This is a genomic window from Pseudochelatococcus sp., from assembly GCF_050946405.1.
In the GTDB taxonomy this organism is placed as follows: Bacteria; Pseudomonadota; Alphaproteobacteria; order Rhizobiales; family Beijerinckiaceae; genus Pseudochelatococcus.
On sequence record NZ_JBMNUS010000006.1, the window covers coordinates 136,940 to 156,216 of the forward strand.

At 66.6% G+C, this 19,277-nt stretch carries 17 protein-coding genes; 9 read left to right on the forward strand and 8 right to left on the reverse strand.

Features of this window, described 5'->3' with window-relative positions:
- Positions 1-45: 45 nt before the first annotated feature.
- On the reverse strand, positions 46-1,017 hold the full coding sequence (locus tag ACOYJQ_RS10925) for a TIM44-like domain-containing protein (RefSeq protein ID WP_433458371.1): 972 nt from the start codon (positions 1,015-1,017) through the stop codon (positions 46-48).
- Positions 1,018-1,323: 306 nt separating this feature from the next.
- Between ACOYJQ_RS10925 and ACOYJQ_RS10930 the strand changes: the two genes are divergently transcribed.
- From ACOYJQ_RS10930 to ACOYJQ_RS10945, 4 genes are all read left to right on the forward strand, one after another.
- Positions 1,324-2,046 carry a hypothetical protein gene (locus tag ACOYJQ_RS10930; protein WP_433458373.1) on the forward strand — a complete coding sequence of 241 codons (723 nt, stop codon included), beginning with the start codon at positions 1,324-1,326 and terminating at the stop codon, positions 2,044-2,046.
- 188 nt (positions 2,047-2,234) lie between these two features.
- Positions 2,235-2,675 (forward strand): hypothetical protein, encoded by a 441-nt coding sequence (locus ACOYJQ_RS10935; protein WP_433458375.1) that lies wholly within the window; start codon positions 2,235-2,237, stop codon positions 2,673-2,675.
- 12 nt (positions 2,676-2,687) lie between these two features.
- Positions 2,688-3,380: a ribonuclease T2 family protein gene (locus ACOYJQ_RS10940; protein ID WP_433458377.1), complete on the forward strand. Its 693-nt coding sequence runs from the start codon at positions 2,688-2,690 to the stop codon at positions 3,378-3,380.
- 144 nt (positions 3,381-3,524) lie between these two features.
- Positions 3,525-4,370 carry a 23S rRNA (adenine(2030)-N(6))-methyltransferase RlmJ gene (locus tag ACOYJQ_RS10945; RefSeq protein WP_433458379.1) on the forward strand — a complete coding sequence of 282 codons (846 nt, stop codon included), beginning with the start codon at positions 3,525-3,527 and terminating at the stop codon, positions 4,368-4,370.
- Between the two features lie 105 nt (positions 4,371-4,475).
- On the opposite strand, the gene ACOYJQ_RS10950 is transcribed toward ACOYJQ_RS10945, so the two are convergent.
- Entirely contained in the window at positions 4,476-5,219 is a 744-nt protein-coding gene (locus tag ACOYJQ_RS10950; protein WP_433458381.1) for an outer membrane beta-barrel protein, read from the reverse strand.
- 494 nt (positions 5,220-5,713) lie between these two features.
- Between ACOYJQ_RS10950 and ACOYJQ_RS10955 the strand changes: the two genes are divergently transcribed.
- Together ACOYJQ_RS10955 and ACOYJQ_RS10960 are read left to right on the forward strand one after the other, a co-directional pair.
- Positions 5,714-6,529 (forward strand): glycosyltransferase family 2 protein, encoded by an 816-nt coding sequence (locus ACOYJQ_RS10955; protein WP_433458383.1) that lies wholly within the window; start codon positions 5,714-5,716, stop codon positions 6,527-6,529.
- Positions 6,526-7,296 carry an SDR family oxidoreductase gene (locus ACOYJQ_RS10960; RefSeq protein WP_433458385.1) on the forward strand — a complete coding sequence of 257 codons (771 nt, stop codon included), beginning with the start codon at positions 6,526-6,528 and terminating at the stop codon, positions 7,294-7,296. The genes ACOYJQ_RS10955 and ACOYJQ_RS10960 overlap by 4 nt, the downstream gene beginning before the upstream one ends.
- A gap of 193 nt (positions 7,297-7,489) precedes the next feature.
- On the opposite strand, the gene ACOYJQ_RS10965 is transcribed toward ACOYJQ_RS10960, so the two are convergent.
- The 6 genes from ACOYJQ_RS10965 to ACOYJQ_RS10990 all read right to left on the reverse strand — a co-directional run bounded on the left by ACOYJQ_RS10965 (position 7,490) and on the right by ACOYJQ_RS10990 (position 15,019).
- Positions 7,490-8,836: a protoglobin domain-containing protein gene (locus ACOYJQ_RS10965; RefSeq protein WP_433458387.1), complete on the reverse strand. Its 1,347-nt coding sequence runs from the start codon at positions 8,834-8,836 to the stop codon at positions 7,490-7,492.
- A gap of 236 nt (positions 8,837-9,072) precedes the next feature.
- Positions 9,073-10,437 carry a protoglobin domain-containing protein gene (locus tag ACOYJQ_RS10970; RefSeq protein WP_433458389.1) on the reverse strand — a complete coding sequence of 455 codons (1,365 nt, stop codon included), beginning with the start codon at positions 10,435-10,437 and terminating at the stop codon, positions 9,073-9,075.
- 735 nt (positions 10,438-11,172) lie between these two features.
- Positions 11,173-12,015: a peptidoglycan editing factor PgeF gene (gene pgeF, locus ACOYJQ_RS10975; RefSeq protein WP_433458546.1), complete on the reverse strand. Its 843-nt coding sequence runs from the start codon at positions 12,013-12,015 to the stop codon at positions 11,173-11,175.
- 32 nt (positions 12,016-12,047) lie between these two features.
- Complete coding sequence (locus ACOYJQ_RS10980) at positions 12,048-13,169, reverse strand: class I SAM-dependent methyltransferase (RefSeq protein ID WP_433458391.1); 1,122 nt, start codon at positions 13,167-13,169, stop codon at positions 12,048-12,050.
- On the reverse strand, positions 13,166-14,101 hold the full coding sequence (lgt, locus tag ACOYJQ_RS10985) for a prolipoprotein diacylglyceryl transferase (protein WP_433458393.1): 936 nt from the start codon (positions 14,099-14,101) through the stop codon (positions 13,166-13,168). Before lgt ends, ACOYJQ_RS10980 begins: the two co-directional genes overlap by 4 nt.
- 198 nt (positions 14,102-14,299) lie before the next feature.
- A complete protein-coding gene (locus ACOYJQ_RS10990; RefSeq protein WP_433458395.1) occupies positions 14,300-15,019 on the reverse strand; it encodes a CBS domain-containing protein in 720 nt (239 codons plus the stop codon).
- 440 nt (positions 15,020-15,459) lie between these two features.
- On the opposite strand from ACOYJQ_RS10990, the gene ACOYJQ_RS10995 reads away from it, so the two are divergent.
- From ACOYJQ_RS10995 to ACOYJQ_RS11005, 3 genes are all read left to right on the forward strand, one after another.
- Positions 15,460-16,539: a patatin-like phospholipase family protein gene (locus tag ACOYJQ_RS10995; protein WP_433458397.1), complete on the forward strand. Its 1,080-nt coding sequence runs from the start codon at positions 15,460-15,462 to the stop codon at positions 16,537-16,539.
- 16 nt (positions 16,540-16,555) lie between these two features.
- On the forward strand, positions 16,556-18,016 hold the full coding sequence (locus ACOYJQ_RS11000) for a GntP family permease (RefSeq protein WP_433458399.1): 1,461 nt from the start codon (positions 16,556-16,558) through the stop codon (positions 18,014-18,016).
- Between the two features lie 144 nt (positions 18,017-18,160).
- Positions 18,161-19,255, forward strand: coding sequence for an ATP-dependent DNA helicase (locus tag ACOYJQ_RS11005; protein ID WP_433458401.1), 1,095 nt, complete (start codon positions 18,161-18,163; stop codon positions 19,253-19,255).
- The last annotated feature ends 22 nt before the right edge of the window (positions 19,256-19,277 follow it).

The window sequence follows — 19,277 nt, forward strand, 5'->3', positions numbered from 1 at the left end:
CCGGCGCTTTTGAAGCGAGATGCGTCTGAGGAGGGCTGTCGGCGATCAGGATTGCTGGATTGCCGACACCAGCCACTCGCCGCCGCGCATGCGGCGAAAAGTCCAGATCTCCGTGACGGTGATCGGCGCGCTCGGGTTGCCCTCGACGATGGCGTTCGTGGCGCGGTCGAAGGTGACGTCGCGCAGCGAGAACTTCATCGCGACCGTGGCGTAGTCGCTGTCGCCTTCGCGCCATGCTTCAGACAGGTCGCCCTGAAGGAAGTTGACGTCCGAGACCCGGTTGATGACGCCGTTGGAGGCGTTGGCGGTCAACTCCTCCATCAGGTAGGAAGCGACTTCCGGCGTCGCGAGACGGCGCAGCGTGGCGATGTCCTCGCGCGAATACGCGTCCTGCGTGGCGTAAAGCAGCCGTTCGAACGCGGCATAATCCGCATCGGCGATCTGGATGGGCTTGCTCGCGGCCGGGTGCGCGGCCTGCCGGCTCCGGTTCGCGCCGGTGTTCGCCGCCGCGCCGCCGAGACCGCCGCCGGTCGCCGAGCGCGCATGTCCGTAGCCGGGGGCGCCGGCGGTTGCAGCCTGCCGGCGGCGGAACCAGCCGAGGGCAAAGCGCACCAGCAGCACGATCAGGCCGATCTGCAACAACAGGCCGAGGATGGAGCCCAGGCCCGACATGCCGCCGAAGAGCCCGGCGCCCGACAGGAGCCCGAAAAGGCCGGCGCCCAGCAGGCCGCCCATCAGCGCGCCGCCGAAGCCGCCGCCGAAGAAGCCGGGGCGCTGCTGCGCGGCCTGCGCGCCGGGGCGCGGAGCCTGCGCGGCGGTCGCTGCCTGCGGCGTCGTGGAGCGCTGGATCGGCGCGGCCGTCGGCGCCGTATTGGTCGGCGCGGGCGCGCTCTGCGTGCGCGACCCACGGCTGCCGAAGCTGCTGCCCTTGCCCACGCGGGCCTCGGCAACTCCGGCCGTCAGGAACAGGGCGGCAGCGAAAGCGGCCAGAACGCGCCCTCGGCGGGAAAGAAGCATGGGGATCCTACCTCAAAGCTTGTCGCGAGGCCCGGTCACGCGGCCGTGAAGGCGGGTCTCGCAGGGAAAAGGAAGCGGCCACCGTTGCGCCGCCACGAATGCACACTATCGTGTACGCGCAATATATGGGGCAGAAGGCGCTGCTTTGGAAGCATAACCGTTCAAAAAATCGTGCGATGACGCCCGTGAATCGGGTATGGTCGCAGGGCGCGCGGGTATATGGTGCGCATTGCGGTCGCCATGGTTCCTTTCCGGCGGATATATACATTGCATGGCCGCGACCGGACTGAAGACGGGAAAGCGCGCGTGCATTCGTTTCTGATTGTTTCTGCCGGCGCCGGGGGAACATCGGCGGCCATCCGCGCGAGCGCCGCGCATGGCTTTATCGTCACGTTTTCTCCCGCGGCCGCGGCATGCGAGGCGGTTGCCGATGCGGTCGCGCTGGCGGGCGAGCAAGGCAGGCCGGCGTGGATTCGCCCCGGCGCGCCCGCACGCGGCCTGCCGTCGGCGGAACACCTCGCCGTCGCCGTGGCCGCCCGCCCCGCCGGGATCGTGCTGCCGCAGGTGGCCGGACCGGAAGATATCGAACGATTCGGCGCGCGGCTGCGCGTGCTGGAGGCGCGTCTCGGGCTTGGCGACGGCGAAACGCGCATCGTCGCCGTCATCGGGACGCCTGCCGCCGTGCTCGCCGCCCCGCGCCTGCGGCCGCACCCGCGGCTTGCGGCGCTGGCATGGGCGCCCTTTCGGTTGCGCGGGTGGCGGGCGCCCGGCGGCGACGTGCGGCGGCTGTCCCGCAGTCTCACCCTGCTTGCGGCAAGCCAGGCCGGCGTGCCCGCCCTTGCCTTCGCTCGGGACGGCGACGATGCCTTGCCGGGCGGAACCCTGCCGGACGACGTGTTTCGCCGTCGCTGCCGCCAGGCGCTGGAAGAGGGGTTCGACGCCATGGTTGCGGAAAGCGAGGCCGAAGTGCGTGCGATCCATGCGATCTGCGGCCCGGATGCCGGGCCGCTGCCGTTCGAATATCCGTAGCGTGTTGAATCGGGAAGTATACACATCTTTCGGCCGCCATTCATATACGGGTCGCTTGACCGCGGTGACAATGGCTTTAATGATGATCGCGTGTTCATGATGGCATGGTCTGTGTTTTGCAGGCGGCCCTGCGGCCGGCCTGCCGATGCGGTTCCGGGCCGGTCGTTGTTATGTGAATGGGGGCTGTCATGCGTTCGCTTGTTATTTCCGGGGCGGTGCTCGCTGCGCTGCTGACGGGCGCGCCCGCCGCCGCCCGCGATCACGTGCGCGCCGAGGAGCGCGTGCTTGCCTTCTCCGGCAATGTGCCTGCCTGTGATGATCCTGGCGTGCTGAAGCGTATTGTGAACCGTTTCGCCTTCCGCGAGGCGCGTTTCTGGGATTCGCCGCTGACCATCGAGGGCTTCGAACGCGTGCGCGACGTGGCGTTGCGGCCGTGGGGCGAGGCGTTCATTCCGCGCCGCTTCTGCACGGCGGTGTCGCAGGTATCCGACGGCCGCAAGCGCGTCGTTCACTATTCCGTGCGCGAGGCGCTGGGGCCGATCGGCATCGGCCCGGATGTGCAATGGTGCATCGTGGGGCTGGACCGTCACCTGTCTTTCGCTCCCTCATGCAAGGCGGCGTTGCCCTGATCAGGCTTGACGATGCCGTCGCCAGCGCCTTTGCGCCGCCTCATGTTGTCCGCCGCGCTCGCGTGCGGCGCGCTGGTGTGCGCGCTGCCGTTGTCCGAAGCGCGGGCGCAGCGCGTGGAGAGGGGCGCGCGTGCCGGCACGTTCGATTTTTATGTGCTGGCCCTGTCGTGGTCGCCGGGCTTTTGTGAGATCGAGGGGCGCGCCGATCGCCGCGACCAGTGCAGTCCCGGCCGCAAGTACGGATTCGTGGTGCACGGCCTTTGGCCCCAGTATGAGCGCGGCTATCCGAGGGATTGTGCCGCGATGCCGCGCGTTCCCTCGCGTGAGGCGATGGCTGTCGCCGCCGGGGTCTTTCCCGAGCAGGGGTTGGCCCGCCACCAGTGGCGGGCGCACGGCACCTGCTCGGGCAAAACGCCCGAGGCCTATTTTCGCGATACCGCGCGGGCACGCGACAAGGTGACGATCCCGCCGGCGCTGCGAGCGCTGCCGACCGATCGCCGCATCGCGCCGGCGGAGGTGGAGCGTGCTTTCATCGCCGCCAATCCGGGATTGCAGTCCGACATGATCGCGGCCGTATGTCAGCGCGGGCGGCTGAAGGAAGTGCGCATTTGCCTCAGCCGGGATCTGTCGGCTTTTCGCGCCTGCCCGGAGGTGGACCGCAGCGGCTGCCGCGATCGCAGTCTCACCGTCGACGCGCCGGAATGAGATATGGTTCCCCCGGGAATTAAAGCGTTTTCAAGCGGAGCGGATGCTGCTTTTCTTGAAGAAAACGCGTCGAATCAATAAGATAGAGCATCTCAGCGTTTCAACGAAATGCCGAGGTGCTCTAGCCGGAGTTGAAGCCGCTTCATGAATTATCGCCATGCCTATCACGCCGGCAACTTTGCCGATTGCATGAAGCATGCGCTTTTCGCGCGCATCCTGAATTATCTGGCGCAGAAGGATGCGCCGTTCCGGGTCATCGACACGCATGCCGGCATCGGCCTTTACGATCTTGGCGGTGCGGAGGCCGGGAAGACGCTGGAATGGCAGGCGGGCATCGCCCGGCTGGCCACCCCGCTGGAAGGGGACGCCGAGGCGCTGCTGTCGCCCTACCGCACGGCGCTGGCGGATGTCGCGGCCCGTTTCGGCGCCGGCTTTTATCCCGGCTCGCCTCTGCTCGCGAGCCTGCTGATGCGGCGGCAGGATCGCGCCATCTTCGTCGAGAAGCATCCGGCCGACGTGGGCGTGCTGACTGAAAATCTGGGCCATGACCGGCGCGCCAAGGTGCTCGAACTCGATGGCTGGACAGCGCTCAGGGCGATGATTCCGCCGGTCGAGCGGCGCGGCGTGGTGCTGATCGACCCTCCTTTCGAGGTGGAGGGCGAAATGGGACGCCTCGGTCGCGCGCTCGTCGAGGCGCATCGCAAGTGGGGCGGCGGCGTGTTCGTCGGCTGGTATCCGATCAAGGGGCCGCGCGAGCCCGAGGAACTGGCGGGCATGCTGCGCACTTCCGGCGTGCCGAAAATTCTGCGGCTCGAAATGCTGGTCGACCGGACGGACGACGCGACGCGCCTCAACGGCTCGGGCCTTGTCGTCATCAACCCGCCGTGGACGCTGGCGACGGAAGCCGAGGTCCTGCTGCCCGCATTGGCGCAACGGCTGGCGCGCGGTGATCGGGCGGGGTTTCGTTGCGAGTGGCTGGCGGGCGAGTAATGCCGGGAGGCTGAAGCCGATACGCCGTGCCCGATATGAGAAACCCGGCGGCTTGCGCCGCCGGGTCAAAGACCTGACCGATGCCGGACCCTTGGGTCCGAGGGATCAGAACGAGTCGAACTTGTAGTTCAGGCCGGCGCGGACGACGCCGAACTCGGTGTCCTTGCGGTTGTCGTAGAGCGGCTGGAACAGGTTGCGGTCCTGCTTGCCGAGGTTGACATACAGACCTTCCAGACGGGCCGTGATGTTGTTGGTGATGGCGTATTCGAAGCCGGCGCCCAGCGTCCAGCCCGTACGGGTGTCGGTGCTGTTCTGGTAGTAGATGCCGTTGTAGACGAAGCCGGCGCCGTCGCCGCCACCGCCGTAGGCGAAACCGCCCGTGCCGTAGATGAAGGCGCGATCGAAAGCCACACCGAGACGGGCGCGGACGGTGCCGAACCACTCGATGCCGCCGTTGGTGCCGCCGAAGTAGCCCGAGTTCGGGTTCCAGGCAAGAGCGTAGTTGCTGTTCTTGCCCTTCAGGTCGGCGTAGTTGATGTCGGCTTCAAGACCGGCGACGAACTGACCGAACTGGTAGTTGTAGCCGATCTGGCCACCACCCGTGAAACCGCCGTCGTCGTTGTTGCCGCCGCTGTAGTACTGCGTGCCGTTCCAGTACGAGTCGTCGTCGTTGCTGTTCCAGGCATAACCGGCGTTCACACCGACATAGAAGCCCGTCCAGGTGAAGATCGGGGCAACCACGACCGGAGCAACGGGCTCAACCCGCCGGCTCGGCAGGTCAGCAGCGAAAGCGGCGCCGGAAGCGACCAGGCTGGCGGCAGCAACGCCCGCGAGAAGAACCTTTTTCATCACTCACTCCTCAAAACTGTCATCTTCAAGCCGAATGGCCCGAAGCCATCCCTGAAGTTGCTAGACACATACCGCAACTCCGACCGGCCGTCTGTGCCTTTCGGGTCACAGAACAATCGCCAAAATTGGCAGGATTGTGTCGATATCAGGGAAGCATCGACTTGACCGGGGCGGTCCGCCGTGCCACCTGCTCTGCGAATCTACACTTAACCCGTTGGTGCCGCAATATGTTTTGAACGGGAGTTCTTCCCGCGCGATCGTCACGGCCGGTGCCTCGGCGCACCTTTGCGCCCTGTCCCGGCAGGCCGGAGCGACCTCTCTGTCGAACGCTATAGATAACAGTCGATTAATGTATGTAACGGCTCGTTGCGCCCTGTTGCGCCGGAGGGGCGGTCCGCGGACGCGCGGACGCGCGGGCGTGGAACGGGGCGGCCTGCGGGCTTGCGATGGAGGGCGCATCGTGTCAAAGCGGAACGAGTGAGGTTCCGGTATCCATGACGCAATCGCCGCTGCCATTGTCCATCTTCATCATCACCCGCAACGAGGCGGATCGCATCGGCCGCACCATCGCGGCGGTGGCCGGCCTGAGCGACGACATCGTGGTGGTTGATTCGGGCTCCACCGACGGCACGCCCGAGATCGCGGCCCGGCTCGGCGCGCGCGTGATTCATAACGACTGGCCCGGCTACGGCCCGCAGAAGCGCTTCGCGGAGGACCAGTGCCGCCATGCCTGGCTGCTGAACATCGACGCGGACGAACTGGTGCCGCCCGATCTTGCCGGTGCGATCCGGGCGCTGTTCGCCGGCGGGGAGCCCGACGCGGACGCCTACGAGATCCGAATCGCGGAGGTCTTTCCCGGCGAGCGCGCGCCCCATCCGCTCGCCTACACGCTCGCGCCGGTGCGGCTCTACCGGCGCGACAAGGGCCGCTATGCGTCCTCCACCGTGCACGACCGGGTGCAACTCGTGCCGGGCGCGCGGGTGAAGCGCCTGAAGGGCGCCATCCATCATTTTTCCGTGCGCTCGCTCGGCGACCAGCTCGCCAAGCTCAACAGCTACACCGACGCACTGGCGCTCGATCTCGACAGCCGCGGCGCGAAGGTTTCCGTGCTGCGCCTGTTCGTCGAATTTCCGGCGTCCTTCATCAAGGCCTATATCGGCCGCCGCCATATCGTGCGCGGCACCTACGGCTTCATGACCGCGATGAACTTCGCCTTTTTCCGCTACCTGCGCATCGCCAAGCATCTGGAAAGGCGCAGGCTCGCCCGCCAGAACGACGAGAAGGCGCAAGCGGACGGAAACGACGGATGACCGCCGGCGTCGCGCTCGTCACCGGCGGCGCCCGGCGCGTGGGGCGCGCGATCGTCCTGCGGCTCGCCGCCGCCGGCTACGCGGTCGCCATCCATCACCGCCATTCGGGCGCCGAGGCCGATGCGCTGGCGCATGAGATCGCGGGCGCGGGCGGGCGGGCGGCGACGTTTCGCGCCGACCTTGCGGACGTCGCGGCCGCCGGCGGCCTCGTTCCCCGCGCGGCCGCAGCGTTCGGGCCGGTGACGCTGCTCGTCAACAGCGCCTCGATCTTCGAGCCGGACGATATCGCCACGCTCGATCCCGCCCTGTGGGATCATACCTTCGCCGTGAACCTGCGCGCGCCGATGCTGCTTGCGCGCGACATGGCGGCGGGCCTCGCCGCTCCCGCGGCGTCGGGGACGGAAGGATCGATCGTCAATATCGTCGACCAGCGCGTGCTGCGGCCCAATCCGCAGTTCTTTTCCTACACGCTCGCCAAGAGCGCGCTGGCGGCGGCCACCCGCACCATGGCGCAGGCGCTGGCGCCGCGCATCCGCGTGAACGGCGTCGCTCCCGGTCCCACGTTCCGCAGCGCCCGGCAGGCGGAAGCCGATTTCGCCCGCCAGCAGCAGGCGACGCCGCTCGGGCGCGGCTCGCCGCCCGCCGACATCGCCGACGCTGTGCTTTATCTCGCCGGGGCGGGAAGCGTCACCGGGCAGGTGCTGGCGGTGGACGGCGGCCAGCATCTGCTGTGGCGCACCGCCGATGTCGACGGCATCCGGGAATAGCGCCTTCCGTTTGAACGGAACGCGCTCCAGAGCGTTTTCAAGCAAAGCGGATGCCGCTTTGCGTGAAGAAAATGCGTCAAGTCAATAAGATAGAGCATTTCGGCGTTTCAACGAAACGCCGAAATGCTCTAAATTCCATGTTTTACCGTAACTTGCGTTCAATTCGATGGATCGATCCGAACGCGGACCGCTCTCAGGCCCTTTTCAGGATGGCGATGAAGGCATCGGCCTCGCGGGCGAGATTGCCGGCGTCGCCCGCCAGCCGTTCCGATACCGCGCCGACTTCCGCGCCCGATTGCGTCGCCCGGCCGGCGGCGGCGATCACCTGGTTCATGTTCGCGACGATGCGGGCGGTTTCGTCCGCCGCCTGCTGAACCGAGCGGGAGATATCCGCCGTCGCGGCGAGCTGCTCCTGCACCGCGGCGGCGACGGAGCCGGCGATGGCGCTGATCTCGCCGATGGTCCGGCCGACGCCGCTGATCGATCCGGCGGTTTCGGAAGCCGCCTCCTGGATCTCGGCGACGCGCGTGGCGATGTCGGTGGTCGCCTGTTCGGTTTGCGCGGCGAGGGATTTCACCTCGTTCGCCACCACCGCGAAGCCGCGCCCCGCGTCTCCCGCCCGCGCCGCCTCGATGGTGGCGTTGAGGGCGAGCAGCCGCGTCTGGGCGGCGACAGCCTGAATCAGCTCGACGACCTCGCCGATCCGCCGCGCCACCTGCGACAGTTCCTCCACGGCCACGTTGACGTCGGCGGCCTGGCCCACCGCCTCGCGCGCGACATCGGCGGAGCGCTCCACGAGACGGCTGATCTCGCCGCTCGTCGCGGCGAGTTCCTCCGTCGCCGCCGCGACGGTCTGCGTATTGGCGGAAGCGAGCTCCGCCGCCTGCGCCGATTCCCCGGCGTGCTTTTGCGTCAGCGCGACGGTCTCCGTCACCGCCTGCGCGCTCGCGTTGAGCATGGAGACGGACCGGGCGACGCTGTCGACCACGTTCCTGACCGAGAGATCGAAGCCGCTCGCGAGTTGCGCATCGTAGCTGTCGCGCGCGGCGTCGAGATAGGTGGAAATGGCGATGTCCATGTCGAGCATCACGGCGCGACTCACCGCGCCGATCATCCGCCCCGCCTTCTCCCGCGCCGCCGCGGGGTTGAGGCGGCTGACGCAGGCGCGCGAAATCAGCGTGTTGAGATGATCGAGCAGAATCATGTAACCGCCGATGTAGCGGGACGGCTCCAGCCCGATGCGGTTGTGAACCAGGCCGATCTTCTGCACCGAAGCGACATAGTCCTCGTCGAAGCGGCCCGAGAACAGGCGCTGCCAGTGTTTCGCCTGCCCGCGGCGCGCGTGCTCGATGGTGCTTCGCGCCTCTTCCGGCGTGGCGCCGAACAGCAGGGCGATATCCGGCCGGGCCATGATATGGCCGTAGAAGGCGTCGAGAATGCCGGGAAGCGCATTCTCGATGGTCGGATAAATCTCCCGAAGCGTCGCTGTGACCTCGGCATCGATTCCCAGGAAGGAGATGCGGTCCGATATATCGATCATGCCTGTCTCTTATTCTGCAATAAACAGTTCAGCGAAAACTACCCTTCATAACGAAAATAATCCACCGATGCGGCAATGCGATAAATATAGTATAAAGTTAAGATTATTACTATTATTCAATAATTGTTGCTATATGTAGACAATATGTGCGGCACGGAAGCGCACCAAGACATATTTTCATTGCATTCTTGCAGGGTTGTCGGTTAGTATTTAAATGTTTCGCATTCTGTGCATTTCTATGTTCCGGCATTTCCGCCGCTGACGGCGCTCATGAAGACGGTGGCCTCCTGCTCCAGACGGGCGGCCTCGCCGCGCAGGTCCGCGACGTTTTGCGCGACTTCCCGGCCGGCCTTGCCGGCAAGGTCGGCCGCGTGCGTGAGGTCGACGACGCTGCGCGAAATGTGGCCGGTTTCCGCCGCGGCGCTCCGGATGGCGCGGGTGATGTCGTCGGCGGCGGCGATCTGCTCGTGCGCCGCCGCCGCGACGGCGGTGGCGATGGCGTCGATCTCGTCGATCGTGGCCCTGATGGTCGCGATGGCGCCGACCGTATCGGCCGAGGCCTTCCTGATCTCGCCCATCCGCTCGGACACGTCCGTCGTCGCTTCCTCCGTCTGCTCCGCGAGCGAACCGACTTCGGTGGCGACGACGGCGAAGCCCCGTCCCGCCTGTCCGGCGCGCGCGGCCTCGATGGCGGCGTTGAGGGCCAGGAGCCGTGTCTGCGCGGCGACGGTCTGGATGAGCTTCACCACCTCTTCGACGCGCGCCGAAAGCGCCGCAAATCCGTCCACGACGTTGCCGGCCCGCGCGGCTTCCTGCGTCGCCCGGTGCGTGACGTCGGTGGAGCGGGCGATCTGGCGGCCGATTTCCCGGTTGGTCGCGGATAATTGCTCCGCTGCCGCGGCGACGGCATTGGCCGTGGCGGTGGCCGTTTCCGCGGATTGCAGCGAGCCGCTCGCCTGCGCGCGCGTCTCCTCGATGCTGCCGGCGACGGCCTCCGATCCCAGCGCCATGGCGTCGGTCGATGACAGCACGTCCTTCGTCACCCGCCGGATCGTTTCCTCGAACTCGCCGGCGATGCGCCCGTCCAGCGAGTCCCGGATGCCGTCCAGATAGCTTGATATGGCGAGGTCCATGTCGAGCATGACCGCCCGGCTGACGGCGCTGATCAGGCGCGCGGCCGTCTCGGCGGCGCGCCGGGGATGAAGGCGGCTGACGTGCGACCTGTTGATGATGGCATTCAGTTGGTCGAGCAGAATGAAATATCCGCCGATGTACCAGGAAGGCTTGAGGCCGATGCGGCTGTGCACGGCGCCGATCCGGCGCGTCGAAGCCACGTAGTTTTCATCGAAGCCGCTGGTGAAAAGCTCGCGCCAGTGCGCGATCTGCGCCTGTTTCGCGCGTTGCAGTCCCGCCCGCTGCTGTTCCGGCGTCGCGCCGAACAGGGCGAGAATATCGGGCTTCGCGCCGACGCGGGCGTAGAAGGTGTCAAGAATGTCCGGGATATGAGGCTCGATCGTCGGAAACCATTCCCCGAGAAGGGCGACCATCGTGTCGTCGATCTTCAGAAACGTCTTTTTCGAAGCGAGGGAATGTTGATCCATGTTGCGAATGCTCGTCGTGTGAAAGGCCTGCGCCGACCGGGAACAGAAGACATCCCGGCGCTATTGAAAAAACATGAGAAAATTATATTATAGACTGATATTCGATATTCGAATATGGTCATTGACGAGCATTGACGGACCGTTCTGTCGTTATGAATCCATGCGTCCAGTGTAACAGTAAATTTAATTACTGCTATCTTGAATTTCATGGATTGTGTCTGGAAAGGAAGTTCAAGTCTAGACGGTGCGTCAGGCGGCAAAAATGACTTACGTCAATCTTCCATATTGGCGCGTCGCCGGCATAAAGCGACGCTCTGAACTTCCCGTTCTGCAGCGGAGCGTGTCTAGAGCGTTTTCAAGCAAAGCGGATACCGCTTTGCGTGAAGAAAACGCGTCAAGTCAATAAGATAGAGCATCGTGCAGAAAAGCGGATACCACTTTTCGTCGACAAAGATGCGTTAAATCAAAAAGTTAGAGCGTCGGATTGATTTGAGCGCGGGCTGTTTCAAAGCATGTTCGGCTCGAATGAAAGCATGCGAACGGTGAAACTTCGCCCGGGATCACGGAATGGGATCATGTCAACGTTTCCATGAAACGACGACATGATCCGGGCGCGGCCGAAGCGGCGAAAAGCTAAAGCGTTTTCACGCAAAGCAGATACCGCTTTGCGTGAAGAAAACGCGTCAAGTCAATAAGATAGAGCATTTCTGCGTTTCAACGAAACGCCGAAATGCTCTATGCGCGGCTTTCCCCGTTGCCGGGCGTGATCGCGATGGCGGCGATCAGGCGGCCGTAGTCGTTTTCGTTGCGGTGCGTGGCGCGGCGATAGCTGTAGAAGCGCGTTTCGTCGGCGTAGGTGCACAGGCCGAGGTGTTCGAAAGCGCCGACGCCAGCCGCCGCTGCCCGCGCGCCGATAAAGCCCGGCAGATCGAAGCGCGCATGGTCGCCGCGTTCCGAGGGAGTGAAGAACCGTGCATTCGCGGAATCGGCGGTCACGAACCGCTCCACGAATTCCGGCCCTACTTCGTAGGCGTTCCGGCTGATCGTCGGCCCCAGCGCCACGCTGATGCGGCGGCGTTCGGCGCCGAGCTTTTCCATGCGCGCGACGGTCGCCTCCAGCACGCCGGCGAAGGCGCCTTTCCAGCCCGCGTGCGCCGCGCCGATCACGCCCGCCTGGCCGTCGGCGAAGAGCAGCGGCCCGCAATCCGCGGTGGCGATGCCGAGAATGACGCCGGGCCGGTCGCTCACCATCGCGTCGGCGCGCGGGCGCTCATCGGTGGGAAACGGCGTTTCCACGACGACGACATCGGCGGAATGCACCTGATGCAGCGTCACGAGACGCTCCGGCGGCAGGTCGAAATGGCCGGCCATGCGCCGGCGGTTTTCATCGACGGCCGGGCGCGCGTCGGATGAGCCGAGCCCGCCGTTCAGGCCGGCGTAAAGCCCTTGCGAGGCGCCGCCGCGCCGGGTGAAAAAGGCATGCCGGATGCCGGAGAGCGCCGCGAGGGCAACCGCTTCCAGCGCTTCCGGCCCGTCGGCGGCGCGCGGCGCCGGCTGTGCTTCGTTTTCCGCCGTCATGATATCGCGTGCCGTCATGGCGGTTCCTTTCGTCAGGGATCGTGCCGCCGGTCGAAGCCCGGCAGCAGCGGCAGGGCGGGGTGCGCCACCGCCATGGCCTTGAACAATTGTCCCATGCCGCGCGTGTCCATGTCGATGAGGCGGTTGAGGGCGGTGTCGATATGCGCGGCGCTGCCCCCGGTGCTCGCGGCCGCGTGCGCCTGAAGCATCGCCGCGCGCTCGCGGATGCCGAGCCGCAGCAGGAACTCGCCCTGCGTCGCCGGGCCATGGACGGCGGCGCCGGCCATTCGCGCCGCCTGCGCGAGCGCGGCGAAATCGACATGGACGGTGACGTCCGCCTCGCCCGGTTCCGCGAGCAGGGCGGTGTAGCCGTGGTCGCGCACGGCCTGCATGGTGTCGCCGTAGCCGGTGCTCAGATGGCCGTAGTCGAGGACGAGAAGCGCACCGCCCTGGGCGACGAGGCGCTCTGTGATCTGGCGCATGGCGATGAGGTGGCTGGCGGGAAATTCCATCAGCACGCCTTCGGGCGCGGCGCGCGTCAGCGCCGGTTCGGGGGCGTTGGCGAGGCCGAAGGTGAGTTCGCCGGCGGCGTCGAGGCCGACGAGGCGCTCGAACCAGCCTTCCCGCCCGCGCACGTACTGGCGCACGGGCAGGCAATCGAAAAATTCGTTGGCGATGATGATGGCGGGGCCGGCGGGCACCTGCGCGAACGCGTCGTGCCAGGCGGGCGAAAAGCCGGAATCGGCGAGCGTTTCCGCCTGAAGCCGGCGCAGGACGGGGCTCATTTCCACCATATGCACGTCGATCGCGGCATGGAAGGCGGGCAGCACGCGCGCGGCGCGCAGCGCGTCCTTCATCAGCGTGCCGCGTCCGGGGCCGAGTTCGACGAGCCGCACGCGCGCGGGCTCGCCCATGTGGCGCCAGGTGTCCGCCGCCCACAGGCCCAGCAGTTCGCCGAACATCTGCGAGATTTCCGGCGCGGTGATGAAATCGCCGGCGAGGCCGAGCGGATCGCGCGTCATGTAATAGCCGTGGCGCGGATGCCCGAGACAGAGCGCCATGTAAAGCTCGACCGAGATCGGCCCGTTGGCGGTGATGACGGCCTTCATTTCCTGCGCGAGCGGGGTGTCCGTTTTGGGCGTATCGTTGTTCATGCGGCTTTCTCCGGTGTTTCCGTCGCGTTTCGTGGTGAGTGCGCGCAGGCGCGCGCGATGAGCCACAGGCCGGCCGCCAGCAGGGGCAGGCTCAGCAGCATTCCCATCGTGATGCCGCCGCCGAGCGCCGAGACGTTCGTGCCGAACAGGAAACCGAGCTGCGCGTCGGGCTCGCGAAAGAACTCGCAGACGCTGCGCGCGATCGCGTATCCCGCCGCGAAGACGCCCGTCGCCAGCCCCGGACGGCGGAAGCCGGCGGTGCGCACGACGATGGCGAGCAGCACGAACAGCAGCAACCCTTCCGCGAAGGCCTCGTAAAGCTGGCTCGGATGGCGGGCAACAGGCCCGGCGTGCGGAAACACCACGGCGAAGGGAAGATCGGGCGCGGGCCGCCCCCATAATTCGCCGTTGACGAAATTGGCGATGCGGCCGAAGAAAAGGCCGATGGGCACCACGGTCGCCGCCACGTCGAAGAGCGACAGCACGGGGATGCCCCTCGCCCGCGCCAGCAGCACCATGCCGACGGCTGCCCCGGCAAGGCCGCCGTGGAAGGCCATGCCGCCCTGCCATACGGCGAAGATCGACAGCGGATCGGCGAGATACTGGCCCGGATTGTAGAACAGCACGTAGCCGAGACGCCCGCCCAGCACGACGCCGAACGCGACGTAGACGAGCATGTCGTCGATGTCGGCGGCCGACGGCCGGGGCACGCGGCCCCACAGCGATGCGGCGCCGGCGAGGCGGCGCGCATAAAACCACCCGCCCACGAGGCCGGCGATGTAGGCCAGCGCATACCAGCGGATCGCCACCGGCCCGACGGCGAAGGCCACCGGATCGATGGCCGGAAAGGCGAGCGGCGCGGCCAGGACAGGCGCGGCCAGGAGAGGGGCGGCAAGGAGAGGGGCGGCAAGGAGAAGGGCGGATGTCGGCATGCTTGCTCCAGGGCGATTCCGGCAAGAGAGGGCACCGCTTTTGCGTCCGAAATTGCATAAAAGCAATTAAAGACGGGGCGCTTCCGCGATTCGGGGAAAAGCGGAAGCGCCCCGGACACGATGCCGTCACTGACCCTGTCGCACGCCGCGCGTCAAGCCCGCTCTTGCTCTCCCGCCGTCAATCCTGCGCGACCGCCGTCAATGGCGCCCGCTCTGGCCTTCCGGCTGGTCGAGGACGACGCCCGAGAGCGGCTCCACGAGGATGAGCTCGTCCCGCACCTCGCGCACGCCGGGAACCGATTCGATCAGCACCTTCAGCGCGTCGCGCACGGTGGCGTCGAAGATGGTGCCGCGCAGCGTCACCACGCCGTCCTCGACATCGGGAGCGGGAATGTAGGGCGGCGCCCACGGCTCGCGCGCGATGGCGTCGGTGATCTGGTCGCGGATGCTCTGGTCGCCGGCGAGCGCCGGGCGGCTGAACTGCTTCGCGAGTGCCCGCAGCAGGTCCACGCGGCTGACGATGCCGACGAGCTTGCCGTTGGCCGTGACCGGAACCCGCTTGATGTGGTTCTTCTCGAACAGCGCGACGATATCGGCGAGCGGCGTGTATTGCGTGACGGTGAGGGGATCGGGCGTCATCACGTCCTTCACGCGCCGCGCGTTGGCTTCAACGTAGTCGGCCGCGGCCTTGGCCGGGCCGAGCACGAACTCCAGCCAGCGGGTGCGCTCGCGCTGGGTGCCGAGTTCCGAGCGGCGCAGGAAATCGCCTTCGGTCACGACGCCGACGAGATTGTGTTCGGCGTCGACCACCGGAAGGCCGCTGATCTTCTTTTCAAGCATCAGGCTGACGACATCGGCGATGCGGTCTTCCGGCGTCACGGTGATGACGTCGCGGGTCATGATATCGGCGGCTTTCACGGGGGCTCTCCCTTCTGCTTTCACGGTCGGCGCCGCGCGGGCGCCGCAACTGTAGCGGGTCTCTGGCCATGGTTTCCAGCATGAGTCTCTAGCATGCGCTTTCGTCCGGCCACTTGACGCCGCGCAACGCGTCGTCGCGCCTCCCGAAAGTATCATGAACGGACGGAAACCGCATTCCTGAACAAGTCTCTTCCCGAATTACCCGACATATGCGACAGGCCCGGTTGTGAGCATCCGCAGTATTTTTCTGTCACACTAGGCGTGTATAAGATTTCTTATAGCAAATTTCTATTCTATATCGGCAGCTTGAGATCGGGGCGGACTTCAGGTCAATGCGAAAATGGCTCGGGGCGAACGCTCCGGCGCGGTTCGTCGTGCGGTCCGGTCGGCTCCCCGGCGCTGCGCCGGGTCGCCGAATTTTTATCGGGAAAGGAAGAAGCATGACCGACAGGGTATCCGAGACCGTCCGGGGAACCGAAGACGATCCGCTGCTGATCGATCTGGCGTTTCAGGGAGGCGGTTCGCACGGCGCTTTCACCTGGGGCGTGGTGGAGAGCATTCTCGACGATCCGACGCTGAAGATCGAAAGCATCACCGGCACCTCGGCCGGCGCCATGAACGCGGCCGTGCTCGCCTACGGATACACGCTGAACGGCCGCGAGGGCGCCAAGGCGGCGCTCGAGAACTTCTGGCGCAAGGTCAGCGACGCCGCCCGTTTCAGCCCGCTTCAGCGCGCCCCCCTCGATGTGCTGCTCGGCAACTGGACGCTCGACAACTCGCCCGGCTACGTCTTTTACGACCTCATCAGCCGGCTGTTCTCGCCCTACGATCTCAACCCGACCAACGCCAATCCGCTGCGCGACATCCTTGAGGAAGTCATCGATTTCGAGCGGCTGCGGCTTTCCCCGATCAAGCTGTTCATCGGCGCGACCAACGTGCGCACGGGCCTGCCGCGCGTCTTCCGCGGCCACAACCTTTCCGTGGACGCGCTCCTTGCCTCGGCCTGCCTGCCGCTGGTGCATCAGGCCGTCGAGATCGACGGCGAGGCCTACTGGGACGGAGGCTTCTCCGGCAATCCGCTGCTGACGCCGATCATCCGCGAGAGCGATGCGCGCGACACCATTCTCGTGCAGATCAATCCGATCGAGCGCCCCGGCGTGCCGAAGACCGCGCGCGACATTCTCAACCGCCTCAACGAGATCGCCTTCAATTCGAGTCTCAAGAAAGAGCTGCGCAGCATCGCCATGTTCACGCGGCTGATCCGCGAGGAAGGCGAGCTGGATCATGTGGCGTGGGTCGAGCAATGGGCCGACATGCGCATGCACCGCATCACCACGCCGCTGATGACGAAGCTCGGCGCTTCTTCCAAGATGAACGCCGAATGGGAGTTCCTCAACCTGCTGCGCGACGAGGGCCGCGTCACGGCCGACGCCTTCCTGCGCGATCACCGGCGGGATCTGGGGCTGCGGCCGACCTTCGATCTCGACACGCTGCTCGACAACCTCCTCGAACAGGCCTGACCCCGGAGGGCTCCCGATGGGCATTCTCGGCATCCTGATCTCCCTCGGCCTGCTGATCTGGCTTGCCTATCGGGGCTGGAGCATCCTGCTGCTCGCGCCGGCATGCGCGATCATCGTCGCGCTGCTCGCCGGCCAGCCGGCGCTGGCCAACTGGACGCAGATCTTCATGGGCAACGCCGCGGGCTTCGTGGCGCAGTTCTTCGCCATCTTCCTGCTCGGCGCGGTGTTCGGCAAGCTCATGGAGGCGAGCGGCTCCGTGCAGGCCATCGCCAACCATATGACGGAGAAGCTCGGCACCGGCCGCGCGATCCTCGCGATCGTGCTGGCCGGCGCCGTCGTCACCTACGGCGGCGTCAGCCTCTTCGTCGCCTTCTTCGTGCTCGCGCCGATGGGGCACGCCCTGTTCAAGGCGGCGAACATCCCGCACCGGCTGATGCCGGCCGCGATCATGCTCGGCACCTCCACCTTCACCATGTCGGCCATGCCCGGCACGCCGGCGATCCAGAACGCCATCCCGATGCCGTTCTTCGGCACCAATCCCTTCGCCGCGCCGGGGCTCGGCATCATCGCCTCCGCCATCATGCTGGGCTTCGGCCTGTGGTGGCTGGGCCGCGCCGAGCGCAAGGCGCGGCTTGCGGGCGAGCGCTACACCTATGCGGGCGTCGGCGACGAGACGGCCGCCACCGCCGCCGGCAGCGAGATCGTGCGCGCGCGGGCCACGGCGGCGCGCGAGTTCGATCCCGACGAGATCAAGCGCGGCGGGCGCGCGAGCCGCCTGCCGCCCATCCATGTCGCGGCGGCGCCCCTCGTCGTGGTGGTGCTCGTGAACCTCATCATGTCGTTCGCGGTGCTGCCGAACTACGATGCCTCGTATCTCGCCACGGATGCCTTCGGCAACACCTCGCTGTCGGCGGTGGCCGGCGTGTGGTCGGTGATCGTGGCGCTCTTCGCGGCGATTCTCGTGCTGGTCGCCACCAACCGCAAGCGCCTGCCGCGCATCCGCGCCACGCTCGATTCGGGCGCGAACGCCTCGGTGCTGCCCATTCTCAACGTCGCGAGTCTCGTCGGCTTCGGCGCGGTCGTGGCGGCCATGCCGGCTTTCGAGATGGTGAAGCAATGGGTGCTCGGCATCGAGGGCGGGCCGCTGGTGTCGCTGGCCATTTCCACCAACATCCTCGCCGCTCTCACGGGCTCCGCTTCCGGCGGTCTCACCATCGCCCTCGATGCGCTCGGCCCGACCTACATGCAGATCGCGTCACAGACCGGTCTCGATCCGGGCCTGATGCACCGCGTGGCCGTGATCGGCGCCGGCACGCTCGACGCCCTGCCGCATAACGGCGCCGTGGTGACGCTGCTCGCCGTCTGCGGCTCCACCCATAAGGACAGCTATTTCGATATCGTGATGGCGGGGATCGTCAGCGCGCTGGTGGCGCTCGTGGCCGTCATCGTGCTCGGATCGACGCTCGGGTCGTTCTGAACCGCTGCGCCGCGCAGGCATCGCCGGAGGGACGGGACCGCGCGGCATCGCGCGGTCTTTTCGTTTCGTCCGGCGGCAAAGGGGGTTGATTTATCCCGATCATTCTATAGAACAAAACGTGACTATCGGTGTGGCGGGAGCGGCATGAACTGGTCTGGGCAGCAGGACGAGGCGCTGAAGGCGGTGGCGCGATGGCTGAAAACCGGCGATCCGCAGGTGTTTCGCCTGTTCGGCTTCGCCGGCACGGGCAAGACCACGCTGGCGCGCCACATCGCGGAGGACGTCGACGGCGATGTCGTCTTCGGCGCCTATACCGGCAAGGCGGCGTCGGTGCTGCGGGCGCGGGGTTGCGAGGGCGCGGCGACGATCCACAGCCTGATCTACCGCTCGCGCACCAACGAGGATGAGGACGCGCCTTCCTTCGTGCTCAACCGCCAGTCGGACGCGGGCAAGGCGGCTCTCATCATCGTGGACGAATGCTCGATGGTGGACGAGGAGCTGGGGCGCGACCTGCTGTCGTTCGGCGTGCCGGTGCTGGTGCTGGGCGACCCGGCGCAATTGCCGCCGGTGCGCGGCGGCGGCTTCTTCACCGAGGCCGAGCCGGACGTGATGCTGACGGAAGTGCACCGGCAGGCGCGCGACAACCCGATCATCCGCCTGTCGATGGCGGTGCGCGAGGGCGGCGAACTGCCGCGCATCATGGAGGAGGGCACCCGCGTCATCACCCGGCGCGAGATCGACGCCGACCAGGTGATGCGCGCCGATCAGGTGCTGGTGGGCATGAACCGCACGCGCCGCCTCTACAACGGCCGCATCCGCGCGCTGCTTGGGTTTAGGGATGCGCTGCCGGCGGCGGGGGAAAAGCTGGTGTGCCTGCGCAACAACAAGACGAAGGGCCTGTTCAACGGCAGTACGTGGTCGATCAAGGCGCTGCGCGGCGAGGCGAAGGGCCTCCTCAAGATGGAGGTGACGCCCGAGGACGAGGCGGCGCGGCGCGGCGTCGACGTTTCCGTGCTGACGGAGTTTTTCACCGGCGCGGAGGAAGACATTCCCTTTTCCGCCCGCCGCGATACGGACGAGTTCACCTACGGCTACGCGCTCACCGTCCACAAGGCGCAGGGCTCGCAATGGGACGAGGTGGTGCTGTTCGACGAATCGCGCGCCTTCCGTGAGCACCGCGCGCGCTGGCTCTACACCGGTATCACCCGCGCGGCGGAGCGGCTGACGGTGGTGGCGTGAGCGCGCGGGGCGCGGGGCGTGA